15 protein-coding genes are annotated in these 20,449 nt (G+C 54.6%); all 15 read right to left on the bottom strand.

Annotated elements, in window-relative coordinates; translation table 11 throughout:
* Nucleotides 1–27 precede the first annotated feature (27 nt).
* The 15 genes from rpsS to rpoB all read right to left on the bottom strand — a co-directional run bounded on the left by rpsS (nt 28) and on the right by rpoB (nt 20,165).
* Nucleotides 28–315: a 30S ribosomal protein S19 gene (gene rpsS, locus JE47_RS0102395; protein WP_031458229.1), complete on the bottom strand. Its 288-nt coding sequence runs from the start codon at nt 313–315 to the stop codon at nt 28–30.
* A 57-nt stretch (nt 316–372) separates the two neighbouring features.
* Entirely contained in the window at nt 373–1,197 is an 825-nt protein-coding gene (gene rplB, locus JE47_RS0102390) for a 50S ribosomal protein L2 (protein WP_031458228.1), read from the bottom strand.
* Between the two features lie 75 nt (nt 1,198–1,272).
* Entirely contained in the window at nt 1,273–1,557 is a 285-nt protein-coding gene (gene rplW / locus JE47_RS0102385) for a 50S ribosomal protein L23 (protein ID WP_031458227.1), read from the bottom strand.
* Between the two features lie 2 nt (nt 1,558–1,559).
* On the bottom strand, nt 1,560–2,228 hold the full coding sequence (gene rplD, locus JE47_RS0102380; RefSeq protein ID WP_031458226.1) for a 50S ribosomal protein L4: 669 nt from the start codon (nt 2,226–2,228) through the stop codon (nt 1,560–1,562).
* 12 nt (nt 2,229–2,240) lie between these two features.
* Nucleotides 2,241–2,873, bottom strand: a complete 633-nt coding sequence (gene rplC / locus JE47_RS0102375) for a 50S ribosomal protein L3 (protein ID WP_031458225.1) — start codon at nt 2,871–2,873, stop codon at nt 2,241–2,243.
* 113 nt (nt 2,874–2,986) lie between these two features.
* The gene (gene rpsJ, locus JE47_RS0102370) at nt 2,987–3,295 is read right to left on the bottom strand and encodes a 30S ribosomal protein S10 (RefSeq protein ID WP_012258230.1); all 309 of its coding nucleotides are present in this window, start codon (nt 3,293–3,295) and stop codon (nt 2,987–2,989) included.
* A 64-nt stretch (nt 3,296–3,359) separates the two neighbouring features.
* Nucleotides 3,360–4,565, bottom strand: coding sequence for an elongation factor Tu (tuf, locus tag JE47_RS0102365; protein WP_031458224.1), 1,206 nt, complete (start codon nt 4,563–4,565; stop codon nt 3,360–3,362).
* 49 nt (nt 4,566–4,614) lie between these two features.
* A complete protein-coding gene (locus JE47_RS0102360; RefSeq protein ID WP_031458223.1) occupies nt 4,615–5,511 on the bottom strand; it encodes a class I SAM-dependent methyltransferase in 897 nt (298 codons plus the stop codon).
* 51 nt (nt 5,512–5,562) lie between these two features.
* The gene (gene fusA, locus JE47_RS0102355) at nt 5,563–7,671 is read right to left on the bottom strand and encodes an elongation factor G (protein WP_031458222.1); all 2,109 of its coding nucleotides are present in this window, start codon (nt 7,669–7,671) and stop codon (nt 5,563–5,565) included.
* 67 nt (nt 7,672–7,738) lie between these two features.
* On the bottom strand, nt 7,739–8,212 hold the full coding sequence (gene rpsG, locus JE47_RS0102350; RefSeq protein WP_028457721.1) for a 30S ribosomal protein S7: 474 nt from the start codon (nt 8,210–8,212) through the stop codon (nt 7,739–7,741).
* Nucleotides 8,213–8,224: 12 nt separating this feature from the next.
* Nucleotides 8,225–8,680: a 30S ribosomal protein S12 gene (rpsL, locus tag JE47_RS0102345; RefSeq protein WP_031458221.1), complete on the bottom strand. Its 456-nt coding sequence runs from the start codon at nt 8,678–8,680 to the stop codon at nt 8,225–8,227.
* Nucleotides 8,681–8,902: 222 nt separating this feature from the next.
* A complete protein-coding gene (locus tag JE47_RS0102340; RefSeq protein ID WP_028457723.1) occupies nt 8,903–9,181 on the bottom strand; it encodes an Lrp/AsnC family transcriptional regulator in 279 nt (92 codons plus the stop codon).
* 155 nt (nt 9,182–9,336) lie between these two features.
* A complete protein-coding gene (locus JE47_RS0102335) occupies nt 9,337–11,307 on the bottom strand; it encodes a glycosyltransferase family 39 protein (protein WP_031458220.1) in 1,971 nt (656 codons plus the stop codon).
* 314 nt (nt 11,308–11,621) lie between these two features.
* Nucleotides 11,622–16,127, bottom strand: coding sequence for a DNA-directed RNA polymerase subunit beta' (gene rpoC, locus JE47_RS0102330; protein ID WP_031458219.1), 4,506 nt, complete (start codon nt 16,125–16,127; stop codon nt 11,622–11,624).
* 354 nt (nt 16,128–16,481) lie between these two features.
* The gene (gene rpoB, locus JE47_RS0102320; RefSeq protein ID WP_031458218.1) at nt 16,482–20,165 is read right to left on the bottom strand and encodes a DNA-directed RNA polymerase subunit beta; all 3,684 of its coding nucleotides are present in this window, start codon (nt 20,163–20,165) and stop codon (nt 16,482–16,484) included.
* Nucleotides 20,166–20,449: the final 284 nt, after the last annotated feature.

Genomic DNA, 20,449 nt, shown 5'->3' with positions numbered 1-20,449 from the left:
AGATGCAATCAGGTCTAACAGCGGGAGCTACTTGACTTTCCCGCGCTTATCGGCTTTTTTGCCACCGTGGCCGCGAAAGAAGCGGGTAGGTGCGAACTCTCCCAGCTTGTGACCGACCATGTTTTCGGTGATGTAAACAGGCACATGGCGGCGGCCATCGTGGACTGCAATGGTGTGACCAATCATCTGCGGGAAGATGGTCGAGTCGCGCGACCAGGTTCGGATAACCCGCTTCTCATTGGCCTTGTTCATAGCCTCAATTTTCTCGAGCAACTTAATATCGACGTATGGCCCCTTCTTTGACGAGCGGGACATAGTTCCTCCTCACAGGCACGTCGGGCGACAACAGTGGCCGCCCGACACAGGGCAATGTTACTTACGCCGGCGAACAATGAAGCGATCAAAGCGCGGATTATGACGAGTCTTAACGCCACGTGCCGGCTTACCCCACTTCGTCTTTGGCGTACTCATACCGCGTGGTGCACGGCCCTCGCCACCACCATGGGGATGGTCACGCGGGTTCATCGCAGCGCCACGCACGCGCGGACGGCGGCCGAGCCAGCGTGAGCGGCCAGCTTTGCCGAGCCGGATATTCTGGTGATCAACGTTCCCAACCTGGCCAATGGTAGCCATACAGCGCAGATGGATAAGGCGCATTTCACCAGAGGGCATACGAACCGTAGCGTAGTTACCCTCTTTGGCCATCAATTGAGCGGCGGTACCAGCCGAACGTACCAGCACGCCACCGCGCCCAATCTCAAGTTCGATGTTGTGAATCTGAGTACCGAGCGGAATCGCACTGAGCGGCAGTGCATTACCTACGCGGATTTCGGCATCTGGACCGCTCATAACGGTATCGCCGACTTTCAGGCCAAGCGGAGCGATAATGTAGCGCTTCTCACCATCGGCGTAAGCCAGCAATGCGATCCGCGCAGTACGGTTTGGATCGTACTCAATCGCCTGAACCTTCGCCGGGATACCAAACTTATTGCGCTTAAAGTCAATAATTCGGTAAAAGCGCTTGTGACCGCCACCACGATGACGCACCGTGATTCGGCCCTGATTATTCCGGCCAGCTTTCTTGCGTAGCGGCTCAATCAAGCGCGGCTCAGGCCGCTTTTTTGTAATTTCCTCGAAGGTCGAAACCGACATATTGCGGCGACCGGCCGAGGTTGGTTTGTAGATACGAACTCCCATCGTCTTGCTCCCTCCATCGGCAACGACTCTTCAGTGCGAATCGTCGCCGGTCACTACTTTCATTGCAGTAGTGACCTATGATCCGAAGATCTCGATCCGATCGCCTTCAGCAAGGGTCACAATGGCCTTCTTCCAATCGCGGGTATAACCGACCGAACGGCCACGGCGGCGCAGCTTCCCGCGCACATTCATCGTATGCACCTTTGTCACCCGCACGTTGAAGATTGTCTCGACCGCATGCTTAATCTGCGGCTTTGTTGCCTCACGATGAACCTCAAACGTATATTTATTGAGTTCCATGAGGCTGGTGTTCTTCTCGGTAATCAGCGGGCGGATCAAAATATCATACGGCGTCAGCATGGTTACTCCTCCTGCGCCGGCGCTGCTGTGCGAGAACGCTCGCCAAGGTAGCTTTCCACCACCTCAACGGCTGCCTTCGGCATCACAATATGATCATAAACCAGAAGATCGCGCACATTGAGGTAATGGGCCAGCAACGTTTTTACTTGGGGTAAATTGTTAGCCGAGCGGCGCAGATTCTCATTCGCCGGACTCTTGCTATCGATCACGACTAGTGTCTTCTTATCAGCGAGGCCGTGGGCCTTCAGAAAAGCGACAAAATCCTTCGTCCGCGGCTGGGGGAACGTCAGCTCATCGACAAAGCGAATCTGATCGGCGGCGAATTTTGCCGACAAAGCTGAGCGGACACCGAGCCGACGCATCTTCCGTGGCATTGAGACACGATACGAACGCGGATGCGGGCCATGAGCCACGCCACCACCTTTGTGGTGTGGAGCGCGGATCGAACCCTGACGGGCACGTCCAGTCCCCTTTTGCCGATAGAGCTTGCGGGTCGAACCCTTTACCTCACCGCGTCCACGTGTATTATGCGTGCCGAGGCGGGCATTGGCCTGTTGCATCACAACGTATTGATGCATGACCGCTACGTTCGGCTCAATGCCAAAGATGTAATCACTCACTTCAATGGCGCCCACCTGTTCGCCGGCCTGATTATAGAGCGTTGCCTGCATCGTTTTACTCCTCTAGCCCTTCACCGCTTTGCGGATCTGAAGCAGGCCATTGCGGGCGCCAGGAACGGAGCCCTTCACCAGTAGCAAATTCTGTTCGGGAAGCACCTCAACCACCTCCAGATTCTGGATGGTAACCCGCGTGCCACCCATTCGACCAGCCATGCGCTGACCCTTCCACACACGACCCGGCGTCGTACCTGCACCAATCGAACCAGGAGCACGATGACGATCACTCTGACCGTGGGTCTTCGGACCACCCCGGAACCCATGTCGCTTCACAACACCGGCAAAGCCGCGCCCCTTTGAGGTACCAGAGATGTCAACTTTTTGACCTGGTCGGAACAGCTCAACTGTCACGACTTCACCTGGCTTATGGGCCAGAGGGTCATCGGCGCTGAACTCGCGCAGAATGCGTAACATCTTGCCACCTGAAGCCTTCAGATGCCCTTGCTGAGGCTTAGTCAGCTTGCGTGACTCGACCTCTTCGTAACCGAGCTGTACCGCACTGTAGCCATCACGCTCAGGGGTGCGGATTTGCGTGACGATGCAAGGACCAGCGGCAATGACTGTCACTGGAATGGCCATGCCTTCCTTGGTGAAGTATTGCATCATCCCGATTTTACGACCTAACAATCCGTGAATCATGGATACACCTCCGCAGCATGCGTCTTCGCGCAGCGGCTGCCTTTTTAGCGCACATCACTCCTTTTGACCAAGGGTGAAGTTGTCGATAGAGTGGTGTCGCGCATCATTTTCTTCTACAACTTAATTTCAATATCGACACCAGCCGGCAGATTGAGCTTCATCAGCGCGTTGATTGTCTGCTGGCTTGGATCGAGTACATCGATGAGCCGCTTATGGGTCCGAATCTCAAACTGCTCTTGCGAGTCCTTATCAATAAAACCCGAGCGTATTACGCTGTAACGCTCGATTTTTGTCGGGAGCGGAACGGGACCAGCAACAAGGGCACCTGTCCGTTCAGCAGCCTCGACAATCTGACGCGCAGATTGATCGAGGATCTTATGATCATACGCCTTTAGGCGAATTCGAACCTTTTGCTTAGCCATCTTTATTCTCCAATCAACAGGGACGTGGCATACACCCACGCCCCCGCCATCGGTTTCCTATCTACTAATCAAGAATCTTGGTTACGACACCGGCACCGACGGTGCGACCACCCTCGCGGATGGCGAAGCGCAATCCCTCTTCAATCGCCACCGGCACGATCAGGTCGATGGTCATCACCACGTTGTCGCCTGGCATCACCATCTCCATCCCCGCCGGTAAGCTAATCGCCCCCGTCACGTCGGTCGTCCGAATGTAGAACTGCGGCCGGTAGCCCGAGAAGAACGGCGTGTGCCGTCCACCCTCTTCCTTCTTCAACACGTACACCTGCGCCTCAAACTTCTTGTGCGGCTTGATGCTCCCAGGCGCGCACAACACCTGCCCGCGCTCAACCTCGTTGCGCTCAATCCCCCGCAACAGACAGCCGACGTTGTCGCCAGCAATCCCTTCATCAAGCGTCTTCTGGAACATCTCCACCCCCGTCACCACCGTGCGGCGGGGCGCTTCGTCGGTCATGCCCACAATCTCGACCGTATCGCCGACCTTCACCTTCCCGCGCTCGATCCGCCCGGTCACCACCGTTCCACGCCCCTTAATCCCGAACACGTCTTCTATCGGCATCAGGAACGGCTGGTCAATCGCCCGCTGCGGCGTCGGAATGTACTCATCGACCGCCTTCATCAGCTCCAGGATACAGGCATACTCCGGCGCGTTGATGTCCTGGCTCGGGCTTTCCAGCGCATTGCGGGCGCTCCCGCGGATAATCGGAATCTCATCGCCCGGAAACCCGTACTTGCTGAGCAGCTCGCGCAACTCCAGCTCGACCAGCTCCAGCAGCTCGGGGTCGTCCATCATATCGACCTTGTTGAGGAACACCACGATGGCCGGTACCTGCACCTGGCGGGCGAGCAGGATGTGCTCGCGGGTTTGGGGCATCGGGCCATCGGGCGCGCTTACTACCAGGATGGCACCGTCCATCTGCGCTGCGCCGGTAATCATATTCTTGATATAGTCGGCGTGACCAGGACAGTCCACGTGCGCGTAGTGGCGTTTCTCGGTCTGATACTCGACGTGGCGAATGGCGATGGTAATGCCACGGGCACGCTCTTCGGGTGCGTTGTCAATCTGGTCGTAGGCCATAAACTGGGCCGCGCCCTTGAGTGACAGCACCTTGGTGATTGCAGCGGTCAACGTCGTCTTACCGTGGTCTACGTGACCGATGGTGCCGACATTGACGTGCGGTTTCGTCCGCTCGAATTTTTGTTTGGCCATTGTGTTGTACCTCCGCGTTTATGCGCGATCTTCACTATACTATTCTCTATCAGCCAGAAATGGCTATTTCCCGATCAGACCAGGCAGCGTAGATAGCTGTTGGCAGTAGACGCCGGGTTGTGCGTTCCGGAATTGCCAGCTCACCCGCACTCAGATAGCCATCAAACGAAGCCATCGTTTCTGCGAGGAGATTACCGATGGTCAACGCCGAAATTGTGGTTGCGTAGGCACATACTAACACTCCCAGCGGTTGCCTATTCAACAGGCGCGCACATTGAGCCAGCAATTGTGGTAGTTGTTCGTGCAAGCGCCAGATTTCACCGTTAGGACCTCGCCCAAATACCGGTGGGTCGAGTAAAATCAGATCATAACGATTACCACGTCGCAGCTCACGCGCTACAAACTTCCCGACATCATCGATCAGCCATCGGATCGGACGATCTGCCAGATCAGCTAAAACCTGGTTTTCCTGTGCCCAACGCACAGCAGGCTTAGAAGCATCGACGTGCGTCACATGGGCACCGTAGCGAGCCAGATGTAAACTACTCAACCCGGTGTAGCCAAATAAGACCAAGGCGCGTGGTTGCGAGCGACGTTGCACCTGACTGGCCAGCCAATTCCAATGTGCGCTATGCTCCGGGAAAACACCGGTATGACGAAACGGTGTCAGACGTACCCAGCAACGCACCCCATGGGCATTCATTGACCAACGTTCAGGCAAAGGTTGACGTTGATACCACTCACCCGGCCCCTCTTCACCACGAATGCGACGAAAGGTAGCATCAGCTCGTTGCCACTCAGACTCCGGCAGATGCGGCGTCCAGATCGCCTGCGTTTCCGGTCGAGCCAACAGGTAGGGACCAAATCGTTCCAACTTCGCCCCGTGACCCGAGTCGATTAACTCATAATCAGCCCAAGGCGGTGGCGTCAACAGGCGTAGCTCCATCGTCGCAGTGAAGGAACGAGCGCTCGCCGCGTTCGTCCCACTCTCTCCTTGCTAATTCGTACTACGCTTTTCGATAATTTCCTTCGCCAGCGCTTCGGGCAACGGCTCGTAATGATCAAATTCCATCGACGACGTAGCACGACCCTGCGTTGCCGAGCGAAGGTCGGTCATGTAACCGAACATATTTGCCAGCGGTACATAGGCGCGTACCACCTGCGCATTCCCACGAGCTTCCATACCCTCGATGCGACCGCGGCGTGAGTTGAAATCACCAATCACCGTACCAAGGAACTCTTCTGGAGTAACCGTCTCGACCTTCATAATCGGTTCGAGCAGTTGTGGCTTACCACGGCGAACGGCATCTTTGAGACACATCGAGGCCGCAATCTTAAAGGCCATTTCCGACGAGTCAACTTCGTGGTATGAACCGTCGTACAACGTTGCCTTAATATCAACCACCGGGTAACCGGCGATAACACCGGTCTGCATCGCCTCGCGCAAGCCCTGTTCAACGGCAGGAATGTACTCTTTCGGGATCACGCCACCGACGATAGCATTGACAAACTCAAACCCACTACCAGGCGGCAAGGGTTCAAACCTGATTTTCACATGACCGTACTGACCCTTACCACCGGTCTGGCGTACGAAGCGAGTCTCTTGATCAACTGGGATGGTAATGGTTTCGCGGTACGAAACCTGGGGCTTGCCCTGATTGGCCTCAACCTTATACTCACGGCGCATACGGTCAAGGATCACCTCAAGGTGCAGCTCACCCATCCCTTTGATAATAGTCTGGCCGGTCTCAGGATCGGTATACACGCGGAAGGTAGGATCCTCTTCGGCAAGGCGGCTGAGCGCAATCGACATCTTGTCCTGGTCAGCCTTGGTCTTTGGCTCAACTGCCAACTCGATCACCGGCTCTGGGAAGCGAATGCTTTCAAGCACGATAGGATGATCGGGATCGCAAATCGTATCGCCGGTATACGAGTTCTTAGGGCCCACCATAGCGGCAATTTCGCCCGTGTATACCTCTTCAATATCTTCACGATGATTGGCGTGCATGCGCAGGAGACGGCCAAGGCGTTCACGCTGGTTTCGCGTTGAATTCAGCACGTAAGAACCCTTCGTAATCTTACCGGCGTAAACGCGGAAGTAAGCCAGCTTACCGACATAGGGATCGGCGACAATCTTGAAGACCAGAGCCGTAAACGGCGCATCATCGCTCACTGGGCGGGTGATAACCTCTACGCCTTCATCACCCATTACCTGACCGGGCAACGTACCGGTAATTGCCGGCCGGTCGAGAGGCGACGGCAAGAATTCCACAATCGCATCGAGCAGCTTTTGGACACCCTTGTTACGCAAAGCAGCGCCACAAAGTACTGGTACCAACTTCCGTTCGATCGTTGCCTTGCGCAACCCCCGCTTCAGCTCTTCGACGGTCAATTCTTGCCCTTCGAGATAGAGCAGAGTCAACTCATCGTCGGTCTCAGCGATCATCTCAACCAATTCATTGCGAGCTTTCTCGGCAGCGGGGAGCAACTCTGGCGGAATCTCCTCTTCGCGAATATCCTTACCCAGCTCATCGTAATAAATTGTTGCCTTCATCTTGAAGAGGTCGATCGTTCCGCGGAACGTATCTTCGACCCCGATGGGCAACTGAATAATCGCCGGTTTGGCGCCGAGGCGATCTTTAATCATCTGCACGCAGCGCTCGAAGCTCGCGCCGACGCGATCCATCTTGTTTACAAAACAGATACGCGGCACGTTGTACTTATCAGCCTGTCGCCAAACGGTCTCAGACTGAGGTTCAACACCAGCCACGCCGTCGAACACGACGACGCCGCCATCGAGCACGCGCAATGAGCGTTCCACCTCTACGGTAAAGTCGACGTGACCGGGAGTATCAATGATATTAATCCGATACTCTACGCCGTCCAGGCGCCAGGAAGCAGTCGTGGCAGCAGCAGTAATCGTAATACCGCGCTCTTGCTCCTGCGGCATCCAGTCCATTGTCGCGGTTCCTTCATGAACCTCGCCGATCTTATACGTGCGGCCTGTGTAAAACAGAATCCGCTCGGTCGTCGTGGTTTTACCCGCGTCAATATGGGCGATAATGCCGATATTGCGTACCTTGTCGAGTTCGATCTGACGTGGCATACCCGTCACACACTCCTAACGTGAGGCAACCACTGGTCGCCATTTACTCTTATGCCGATAGCCGGTTCTACAGACGGCCATAGTGAGCGAAAGCACGATTAGCTTCCGCCATCCGATGAACATCTTCTTTACGCTTGATAGTAGCACCAGTATTATTATAAGCGTCGATCAATTCAGCCGCGAGGCGCTCGACCATTGGCTTACCGGTACGAGCACGAGCTGACATAATCAACCACCGCATCGCCAGCGAATAGCGCCGATCGCTCTTAACTTCGACCGGCACCTGATACGTCGCACCACCAACCCGTTTCGGCTTAACCTCGATTGAAGGACTGGCGTTGCGAATTGCTTGCTCAAAAATCTCCATCTGCGGCTTCTTGAGTCGTGCCGCAGCCAGATCAAGTGCCTGATACACGATTCGCTCGGCAAGACTCTTCTTGCCGCGCTCCATCACCTTATTAATAAATTTTTGTACGAGAACGCTATTGTAGCGCGCGTCAGGTGGAATTGGTCGCCGCTCAACATTGCCACGACGGGGCATAACGCACCTCTTCTACTTCTTACCGCCCTTACCGGCAGCAGCACCTTTACCGACCGGCTGATTCTTCTTGGTACCATACTTGCTGCGACCCTGCTTGCGCCCACTGACGCCCTGGGTGTCAAGGGTACCACGGACGATATGGTAACGCACGCCGGGCAAGTCTTTCACACGACCACCGCGAATCAGAACCACTGAGTGTTCTTGCAAATTATGACCTTCACCAGGGATGTATGCCGTCACCTCAAGGCCGTTGGAGAGCCGCACGCGGGCGATCTTGCGCAGCGCCGAGTTTGGCTTCTTCGGCGTCATTGTCGTCACCTTTGTGCAGACGCCGCGCTTTTGTGGTGATCCGCGGCCGCGAGTCAGCTTCCCCTTCAGCGAGTTGTAGGTGAAGCGCAGGGCCGGGGCTTTCGTCTTCTTCACCACCGGCTTGCGCGGCTTCCGAACAAGTTGGTTAATGGTCGGCATGTAATGCTCTCCTTCAAACCGGCCTATGCTAATTAACCGCTTATAGACAAAATAATAACTGGCCCAAAGATCTGGTCGCAGTATGCCACTGCGCCTTAGAAGTGGGCCGCATGGCGCACAAAGCTGTTGCTGCGTACTTCTTCGCAGCAGTTACGCAGTATAACATTGGCTTCGGGCTTTGTCAAACCCGATTGGCCACGACGGAACGAGAACTCGTTACTGTTACGACAATCCAATATCAAAACCAGCTTCGAGATCACGTCGTGAATAACGGCGGAAAGCCAAAACTGTCGTGGTGTGCCGCACACCATCGATGCGAGCAATCCCACCTGGTACGGCATCGTCAAGTGATTCGTAGGCATTCACGCGCAGAACGGCAATGATGTCGTAGTCGCCCGTAACCGAATATACTTCGGCAACGTTAGGTAGCTCGGCAATTTCCTGGGCTATGTCGCTGATCCGTCGTGGTTCGCAGGTAATAAATACGAAGGCAGTGACCATAAGCACACTCCTATGCTTCCCAAAGGGCTGATACGGCAATGATACCAGATTCTGTCTCTAAGCAGAAAAAGGCATTGATCGCGACCCAAGCGTCTTGCTCTTCCAACGGTTGCCCGCTGCTATTCTCCCCTGGTCACATTCCCGCCTGCCCGTCATCAGAATGGCTCCGGTGGACGCACTCGCCAGAACATCGGGGTGAGCCAGTACCATATGGTGTTGGCGAGTACGAGCAGACCTACCCCGATGATGGCAAGCCGTTCGATCTTTCCCCGATGCCAGAGTGCATCGCAAGCCGCTGCACTTCCCACGGCAATGACCCAACCGAGTGCCATCAGGTAGCGTGGACTATTGGAGATTTGGGTGATGAAGGGGAGGGTGGCGAAGACGAGAGCTACACCGAAACTGAGAACCATGAGTATCAACGTTATGTGCCAGCCTTGCTGACGTTGCAGTAACCAGAGACCACCCAGTGCAAGTGGAATTGGGAAGAAACCGTAGTGTGCAATCAGGCCGGCTTGCCAGAGTGTTTGCCAAAGCCTTTCCCGACTGATCGGTGCTCGTCCGGCAACGGCAGTTAGGCCACCAGTTCGAGCTGTTTCAAGTTGTGAGAAAAACATTGGCACATACGAACTGTAGAAAAAGAGGATCGCAAACGTGGCCCCAACAACGATTGCAACGGTGAAGGGGAGACAAACCCGGCGTGCCCAAGCCACTCCTGTGCGATGGGCAATCCAAACGATCGCGAGTAGTAACCCTAAGAGCACGCCACTACTTATAAGGAAGCCAAAATGGCCGAGGAACACCATAGCGCTGATGGCGGCCAGCCCGAAAACCCATTCCCGGTAGTATTGGTCGGCTTGCCAATCTTCCCAAGCCCTGATAATCGCCCAAATCAAAAGCAGGTAGAGGCTTTGCGTGATGATGTGGGTATTGAACGACCACCACGTGGTCAGATAGGTGGCAGCAGTAAACACATAGATTGCCGCAGCCAGTAATGCCGGCCGTGGAGGCAAAACACGGCGAGCAATGACGTAGATGAGCAACGGGCTAAGACTATCGGCCAACGCAGCACCGATCTGCAAGAGCAGAGACGTTTCGATGCCCAATACGCGCAGTGGTGCGAGGAGTAAGTATGGCCCCGGCGGATAGGGAAAATCAATTCCGCGATTCTTTGAAACAATCGTGATCAGTCCACCGAGTGCTTCGTGAAAACGGTTGGTGTGAAAGCCAATATCGCCGGGCATACTAGCCGGGTAGAAGCGTCCAGCGATGCGGGTAGCAAAGGCAATGGCAATGATAGCGCTCAGTGGCGACTTGACATGATGATCAATTGGCAACCGCCGTAGACCAAACTGCACTGCCAGCGTAAGAACATAGGTAAGTGCTAATGCAGCCACTGCGGCTTCGGCACCGAAAGCCCACCGTACCGGATCAAGGATGATTGCAAGACTTATCGCTGTCAGCCCGATCACCAAGCCCCAGCCAGCCCATTTATGGATGGTACGGAAAAGGATGAGCCAACCGAGGATGACTGCTCCGATCCATCCTACAAGCGGAGGCAATGCTGGCCAAACCCAGCCGCCAGGAACGCTAGCAATAACGATCCGTTCAAGTGGAAGACCGAGCTGACGGGGGTCTTGGGCTGGCTGAAAGACATTACTGACAATCCTGATACGTAAGTGACCATCCACGGTGGCCGGTAAGATGAACCATTGTCGGCTCCCGCTGGACCAAACCGGTGATTCGGTGATCAGGAGCTCATCAACCCACACCTGATAGCTATCTGAAACCTGCGGGCGGATGGATTCACCGATCGGGAGCCAGCGTAGCTCGATCAGAGTTGGCCGGACACCCAGAGCGGGTAAGAAGATTTTAGAGTCGCCACCTGTCCAGCGAAAATGACCATTCCTACTCTCTTCAGGGGTGTTGAAATCATTCAGGAAGGGGAGATCGGCATTCCCGATACCCTCTTCATAACCAACATCAATGACGTATTGATAGGAAAACTGGGCAGAGAGGGTGGCAATAGCAACAAGAAACCCTACCGCTATCCAGAGGATCGGTACACGGAGTGCACGCCATTCGAGTTGCAGCCAGTTGTGGATCGAAGTAAACAGCGTTTGCATGCTGGTATCAGATTTCTGCACAACAAGAACGTCATAGCAGCATTCCGTATCTACAGTAGCGCATGTAGCCGATTGTAGTGCAAGTAATCATTTTATACGCGGGTAAACACACAGATCGGGCATCATAGCCACCTTGTCTGCGTCGACTCATCCTATGTTGGCAGTATCAAGATGCTTCTGCTTTCAAAACGGGAGAAAAAGGAAGAGTTGCACCAGATAACTGGCGGGAAAGATTGGTCTCACTCTCATAAAGTGAGGAACGTGCGAACACGGATAAGGGGCGGGTATGATACCCGCCCCTCCTGTGAAACAAACTAGAATGTTGGGTGATCTGCATCTTCCTGGTCAGCCTCGTCTTGATCATTGTCACCGGACAGCAACTCTTCAAGCCGTGCCCGCAACAAAGCATCGGTTTCGCTTTCCGGTGTTGTCTTACCGTTTGGTGTTGGCAGAGTAGCCGCACGCTGGCTTTCTGCCTGAGCCGCTTCTGCGCGTTGCGCCTCTTCGAGCATACGGGCCATTTCGCTGATCAGATCCTCGTGGGGGCGTTCAAGCCGCTTCTCGATACCGGTACCGGCTGGGATCAGTTTACCGATAACGACATTCTCTTTCAGCCCACGCAGGTAATCAACCTTCCCTTGAATGGCAGCATCGGTCAAAACCCGTGTCGTCTCTTGGAATGAGGCAGCGGCCAGGAAACTATCGGTATTGAGTGACGCCTTCGTAATACCGAGCAACACGGTAGAAGCGGTTGCCGGATCACCACCTTGACTGACAATATCGTTGTTAAGACGGCGGAATTCACCGCTGTCAATCAGCTCACCCGGTAAGAGACCGGTGTCACCCGGATCCTCAATCCGCACCCGACGCAGCATCTGACGCACAATGACTTCGATGTGCTTGTCATTGATGTTCACACCCTGCGAGCGGTAAACCTTCTGGGCTTCATTGACCAGATAGCGCTGCACAGCTTCACGGCCTTGCAGCTCGAGCAATTCTTGAGGGTTTGCGCTGCCATCGGTCAATTGCTGACCGGCCATCACCCGCTCACCGTTTTCAATTCTGATACGAGCGTTGTGAGGCACAACCAGCTCGCGCTCCTGGCGATCTTCCTGGCTAACGATAATCCGGTCACCCTGAATGAACGCTTTCCCGGTCAGGCGTGTCACAATCTGAGCACCACCCGGCCCTTCAGCGATCACCTGTCCTTCGTAGACTTCACTCTCGTTGCTGATGGTTGGGCTAAAGCCACGACCCAACGGATATTCATCCGTATAGACATCGGTTGAGACAATCCGAATGGTGCGTACCCCTTCTTCATCACGGATAATCTGGGCCACACCATCAATTTCGGCCAGCAGGGCTTTCCCTTTCGGTACCCGCGCCTCAAAAATTTCCTGGACACGGGGCAAACCCTGGGTAATGTCATCGGCTGAAGCAACACCACCGGTATGGAAGGTACGCAACGTGAGCTGGGTACCCGGTTCACCAATCGACTGCGCAGCGATGATACCAACGGCCTCACCGATTTCAACCAGTTTCCCAGTAGCCAGGTTACGACCATAGCAGAGCCGACACAGCCCGTGTTCTGCCTGGCAACTCAGCGGTGAGCGCACAAAGACCGACTCTTGGCCACTGGCGATAATAGCAGCGGCTAATTCCTCATCAATTTCGGTATTGCGGTCGGCAATAAGCTCACCTGTCTCTTTGTGATAGATTGGCGCAGCCAGGATACGACCCAACATACGTACCTGGAGCTTCTCCATCAGCTCGCCATCATCAGCGCTATGGAGCCACAGGCCTTCTTCGGTACCGCAATCCTCGATGGTGATGATCACATCCTGCGCTACATCAACCAATCGGCGGGTCAGATAACCGGCATCGGCAGTACGAAGCGCTGTGTCGGCCAGACCCTTCCGGCCACCGTGGGTTGAAACGAAGTAGTCGAGCACCGAGAGACCTTCACGGAAGTTCGCTTTAATCGGCAGCTCGATAATCCGACCGGTAGGATCAGACATCAAACCACGCATACCGGCCATTTGTGAAATCTGGTTGATGTTACCACGTGCACCAGAGGTAGACATCATTGCCACCGGCCCAAAGGGGTTCAGATTTTCTTTGACTGCGTTAATAGTCTGCTTGGTGGCTTCCTGCCAGATTCGCACGATTTCCTGGTAGCGTTCTTCTTCGGTAATCAGACCACGGCGGAACTGCTTTTCGACATCGGCTACCAGTTGCTCGGCTTCACGGACAATATCGTACTTCTTGGCCGGCACTTCGATGTCATCGATAGCGATAGTCATACCACCCAACGTCGCATAGCGGAAGCCAAGGGCCTTGATCCGGTCAGCCTGTTGGGCCGTCATTTCAGAACCATAGATACGAGCCAGTTCCTGAACGTGCTTATTACCGTGCGAGGCACGGACTTCATTGAGCTGGGATTCGTTCAGGTTACGCAAGTTCGTGTAGTACTGATAGCAATCGGCAATGATCTCTTTAAGACCTTTCTTATCGATCAAGCGATTGCGGAAACGGAGCGGCGGTTGCAGCTCGTTGTTGAGCAAGATACGCCCAATTGTCGTTTCAATCAAGATACGCGGAGTGCCATCAGCGGCTGGTGGCAGTTCGCGTACCGGACGGTCGCTTTTGCCAGAGATCGTACCATTCATTCGTACCCAGATCGGGGCCTGGATATCGATCAGGTGCTTCTCGTAGGCCAGCATTGCCTCATCGATAGAAGTAAAGCGCTTGCCCGACCCTTTTGCACCGTCGCGGACCATCGTCAGATAATAACAACCCAACACGATGTCTTGCGAGGGAGTAATAATCGGTTCGCCGTGGGCAGGACTGAGCAAATTATATTTGCTCAGCATACGGGTTCGCGCTTCCTCCTGCGCCTTCCGCGAGAGTGGTACGTGCACCGCCATCTGGTCACCGTCGAAGTCGGCGTTAAACGCGGCACAAACGAGTGGATGAAGTTGAATTGCCGAGCCTTCGATCAATTTCGCCTCAAACGCCTGAATCGAGAGACGGTGCAACGAAGGCGCCCGGTTGAGCAAGACGAGATAGTCTTTAATCACCTCTTCGAGCGCATCCCAGACTTCAGGGCGAACACGCTCAACGGCGCGTTTGGCATTCTTGATGTTGTGGGCAACACCGCGTTCGACGAGGCGACGCATCACAAAGGGCTTAAACAGCTCAAGGGCCATCTTCTTGGGCAAACCACACTGATGCAGTTGCAGATTTGGCCCGACCACAATGACCGAGCGACCAGAGTAATCGACGCGCTTGCCGAGCAGATTCTGGCGGAAGCGGCCCTGCTTCCCCTTGAGCATATCACTCAGGCTCTTGAGGCGGTGCTTGCCTTTGCCGCTCACTGCTCGACCGCGACGGCCATTATCGATCAGCGCATCAACTGCTTCTTGCAGCATGCGCTTCTCGTTGCGCACAATGATTTCCGGTGCATTGAGTTCAATCAGCCGCTTTAGCCGGTTATTGCGGTTAATGACACGGCGATAAAGATCGTTCAGATCGCTTGTCGCGAAACGGCCACCGTCGAGCTGCACCATTGGGCGCAGATCGGGAGGGATCACCGGCAGCACGGTAAGGATCATCCATTCAGGGCGATTGCCACTTTTACGGAACGCTTCGACGACGCGCAAGCGCTTGGTCGCCTTCTTGCGTCGCTGACCCTGTGAGGATTGAATTTCGGCCTGTAACTCTTCGGCCAGCTTATCGAGGTTGACGGTCTTCTCGATCAACTCTCGAATCGCACCTGCGCCCATATCAGCGCGGAAGACGCCAGGAGCGATCTCGCGCAACTGACGGTATTCGGTTTCATTGATAATACGGCCAACCTTGAGGTTATTGAGCTGTTCGAGCTTTTCTTTCTCCTCGCGCATCAGATTATCGAGTTCGCGCTGGAGACGCTCTTGCAGTCGCTCTTGCTCTTGAGTAGCCTCATACGCCTTGCGCTCGCGTTCGGCGTCGGTGAGCATCTCAGCATCGGCCAGATCACGACGGCGGCGCTCTTCGAGGACATCAAACTCTTGCTCGACCAATTCATCGAGCTGATCAAGCGTGCGCTCGTTGATGAGTTCACCCTCTTCAACAATCGTCACGCCACGGAAGATAATATCTTCGTCGGCCAGCGTGCCACTCAGCTCCTCCAAACGCTCACGCAGTTGTTCAGCTTCGCTGGCAACCTCATCACGAAGACGGTGATATTCCTCTTCGATCTGGCGCTGTGCGCTGCGTTGCGCCGTTTCCATACCGCCGAGGTCTTGCGTCAGTTGAGTGCTCAACTCGATCCGTTTTTCTTCAGCCTGTTTCTGAATCTTCTGGCGGCGAGCAGCGTACTCCTCTTGGATCATCTCACGAGCGACCTGTAGCATATCTTCTTTTACCTCGACAATAATGTACGAGGCAAAGTAGAGCACACGCTCCAGATTTCGCGGTGAGATGTCGAGCAAGAGACCGAGCCGGGATGGCGTACCCTTTACGAACCAAATGTGGCTGACGGGTGAAGCCAGCGTGATATGCCCCATCCGTTCACGGCGCACCTTGGAACGAGTGACTTCGACACCACATTTATCGCAGACGACACCTTTGTAGCGTACACGTTTGTATTTACCGCAGAAGCATTCCCAGTCCTTGGTTGGACCAAAGATACGTTCGCAGAACAGACCATCACGCTCGGGTTTAAGCGTGCGATAGTTAATCGTCTCAGGCTTCGTAACTTCCCCGTGCGACCACGATAAAATATCTTGGGGTGAGGCGAGACTAATCCGTATAGCGTTGAAGTCGTTAATTTCCAACATGTGGGCTTACTCCTGTAGCGGGAGAATATCACCAATCTCCAGCATGTACTATCAGCCACAACAGTGCTCGTATGAGCGAAGGTCCGTTTCATCTATCTGGCAGGCAGTGCTACCCATCAGACAGACGCCTCAGATTAGGGAAGAAAGCGACTCTGATACTGTCGTTACCAACAACTTTCCCCTCAACCTGCATAGCGACGAGAAGAACCGCCGTGTATGACGAGGCGAGTAGTGCGTATCTGAACATTCTCCTCAGATCAGGGCAACGTCACAAACGGACCACAACCCTCATCACAGTCCATACCTCTTCCGCTACCAACATACGCGGAAGAGGTATAACATTCAGAAACACGCTCAGAACTCACCACGTTCCATACCGCTCAGGTTAATACCCTCCAGGGCACCGATGTCGCTGTCGAAATCATCACTCAGCTCAACCGGCTTCTCATCGGCACTCAACACTTCGACACTGAGACCAAGGCTCTGCAATTCCTTAATCAGCACCTTGAAGCTCTCGGGCACACCGGCTTCCTGGATCGGTTCACCCTTCACGATAGCCTCGTAAGTCTTGACGCGACCAACCACATCGTCTGATTTCACGGTCAGCATCTCTTGCAACGTGTAGGCAGCACCGTAGGCTTCAAGTGCCCAGACTTCCATCTCACCGAAGCGCTGACCACCAAACTGCGCCTTACCGCCGAGGGGCTGTTGGGTCACCAGACTGTAAGGGCCGGTTGAGCGTGCGTGAATCTTATCTTCGACGAGGTGAGCAAGCTTGAGCATATACGCATAGCCCACCGTCACCGGATTATCGAATTTCTCGCCGGTACGGCCATCGTAGAGCGTAATCTTGCCATCGGCCGGCAGACCCGCCTGTACCAACAGCTCTTTGATCTGATCCTCACGAGCGCCATCGAACACAGGCGTAGCCACGCGGAAGCCGAGACGGGCCGCAGCCCAGCCCAGGTGTGTTTCCAGAATCTGCCCAATGTTCATACGCGACGGCACACCGATGGGGTTCAGAATAATATCTACTGGGCGGCCATCGGGTAGGAACGGCATATCTTCAATTGGCAGGACCCGTGACACCACACCCTTATTTCCGTGGCGACCGGCCATTTTGTCGCCAGCGCTGATCTTTCGCTTCTGACACAGCAAGACTCGCACCGTCTGGTTCACACCAACCGGCAATTCAGCACCTTCACTGCGCGAGAAGACTTTGACATCGATCACCTTCCCGCGCACGCCGTTTGGTACGCGCAGCGAGCTATCTTTGACTTCACGAGCCTTCTCACCAAAGATTGCCCGCAGCAAGCGCTCTTCAGCGGTGAGATCGGTTTCGCCTTTCGGTGTAATCTTGCCAACCAAAATATCATTTGGCTGCACTTCAGCGCCGATATAGATGATACCGCGCTCATCAAGATTCCGCAGGCTCTCTTGACCGACGTTGGGAATATCGCGGGTAATCTCTTCAGGGCCGAGTTTGGTATCGCGAGCTTCCACCTCGTACTTCTCGATGTGGATTGAGGTAAAGATATCTTCGCGTACCAACCGTTCACTGACAAGGATGGCGTCCTCGAAGTTACCGCCTTCCCACGGCATATAGGCCACCAAAACATTCTGACCAAGGGCCAGTTCACCTTGATCGGTACTTGAGCTATCGGCAATCACCTCACCAGCCTTGACCCGCTGACCACGAACCACTGCCGGACGCTGATTGATGCAGGTATCCTGGTTACTGCGCATAAACTTGCGCAGACGGTATTCAGTACGATTCCCGTCATCTTCCTCAATCACGATTCGGTCGCTGGTGGCACTGACCACCACGCCATCACGACGGGCGACAACCACCTGACCACTATCGCGAGCAGCGCGGTATTCCATACCGGTACCGACGATGGGCGCATCGGGGCGCAGTAATGGCACCGCTTGCCGTTGCATGTTCGATCCCATCAGCGCACGGTTCGCATCATCGTGCTCGAGGAAGGGGATCAACGACGTAGAGACACTCACCACCTGCTTGGGTGACACGTCCATGTAATCAACCCGTTCCACCCGTTCGGTGACGAAATCTTCGCCGAAGCGACACGAGACAGTCGTTTCAAGGAAGCGGTTATGCTGATCGAGTGGAGCGTTTGCCTGCACAATAACGAAGCGATCTTCCTCATCAGCACTGAGGTAATCGACCTCTTGCGAGACGACCGGACGAATCTTGATATGCCTGATCGGCAATTCGACAATCCGTTCGGCCAGCGCACGATTAATCTCGGTACCAGCTTCAGCGATCAGCTCATCGGTATTGGGATCAACGATGTCTTCACGCAGGATCTGACCACGCAGGAGACCAATAGTGATCTGGCGGGCAATCTGATCATCTACCCTTGTCCCTTTGGCGGCAATCAGATCGCCGGTACGCAAATCACGCACGTCGCGCAGCAGGATGCCCTTTTCCTTCCAGACATGGGCGTTATCAATGCTGTTATACACCTTGCGATAAGGTGTTTCGAGAAAGCCCATCTCATTGACACGGGCAAAGGTTGACATCGTACCGATCAGACCGATGTTCGGCCCTTCTGGAGTCTCGACTGGGCAGATACGCCCGTAGTGCGAGTGGTGTACGTCACGCACTTCAAAACCGGCCCGGTCACGCGAAAGACCACCAGGACCAAGGGCAGAAAGCCGACGTTTGTTGGTCAGCTCAGCCAGTGGATTGGTCTGATCCATAAACTGGCTCAACTGCGAACCACCAAAAAACTCGCGCATGGCGGCGACAACCGGTCGAATATTGATTAAGCCATTGGGAGTAGCACTAGCCGGGTCTTGGAGCGACATCCGCTCTTTCACCACCCGCTCGAGACGGAGCAAACCAACCCGGAACTGCTGTTGAATCAGCTCGCCGACGGTGCGTACCCGTCGGTTACCGAGATGGTCAATATCATCGGGACGCCCGTGACCATTATTGAGCAAAATAAGCTGCTCAACAATGCGGAAGATGTCACGCGGCAGCAACACCCGCACACTGAGGTCGGGAGCTTTTGCGTTGTCGCAACGGGCATCACGTTCCCAGAGATTCTTATTCAGCTTGTAGCGTCCAACCTTCGCCAGATCATAGCGGCGTGGATTGAACAGCAGCGACTCAATCAGCGAACGAGCATTCTCTAGCGTTGGCGGATCACCAGGACGGAGCCGCTTATACAGTTCCAGCAATGCCTCTTTGGCATTCCGCGAAGGGTCTTTATCGAGGGTCGCATGGATATACTGATGTTCGAGCACCGTATCGACATGGCGGAACAACTCGATAATCTGGTCATTATGACCATACTTGTCGAGTTCGTTATCCGGCACCCAGCGCCCCTGACCATTCTCTTCGGCCTGCCAGGCCATAATCGCACGCAGCAGAATCGTCACCGGAATCTTGCGCTTGCGATCAACCTTCACGCTGATAACATCGCGCTTATTCGTCTCGAATTCAAGCCAGGCGCCACGATTAGGGATCAGTTTCGCCGTATGGAGTGCCCGCCCACTGGTAGGGTCTTTCTCATCTTTGAAATAGACACCAGGAGAGCGGATCAACTGTGAGACCACCACCCGTTCGGCACCATTGTACACAAAGGTACCGTTATCAGTCATCATCGGGAAATCGCCGAGAAAGATTTCGGACTCCTTGATTTCACCGGTGGTCAGGATACGCAATTCAACCTTCACGCGCAGCGGAGCGGCGTAGGTCAAATCGCGCTCACGGCACTCGAATTCATCGTAGCGCGGCTCACCAAACGTATAGTCACGGAAGTGGAGTTCAAGGTTTTTTCCGGTAAAATCGGTAATGGGCGAAATCTCATCAAAGAGTTCGCGCAGCCCCTCCCGCTTGAACCATTCAAAACTCTTGAGCTGAGTTTCAATCAGTAATGGCAGATCGATGGCATCTTTAATGCGGGCGAACGAGCGACGCTCAATCCGGCGCGACCGACGCCCATCGGCGCCCGGGTCGATCGGGGCGATCAACGGCTGAAGAACCACGCTCTCAATCAACGGGGGCATACGCACCTCTCTCTGTATAACGCTTACGGTTCAGCACACGGTGTTGCGTTCGACGTTGCAAAAAACATAAATAGCCAACCTGCGGCACTACCCATCAGCGGGCCGCAGGTGGACTGCTCCGGCACATCGTTTGTTTTAAAATTGTATTGCCCCACACGGGGACGTCCTACCATTCACACTGCTTACGTCGTGCGCATAATATAGATCGCGAATAATGATGATACCACAACTATGGAAGAAGAGCAAGGGGTTTTTGCCAGTTTCATGAAAAGAGATACATGAGA

This window comes from Chloroflexus sp. MS-G (genome assembly GCF_000735195.1).
GTDB lineage: Bacteria > Chloroflexota > Chloroflexia > Chloroflexales > Chloroflexaceae > Chloroflexus.
This window is presented reverse-complemented; position numbering and strand designations above follow the sequence as displayed.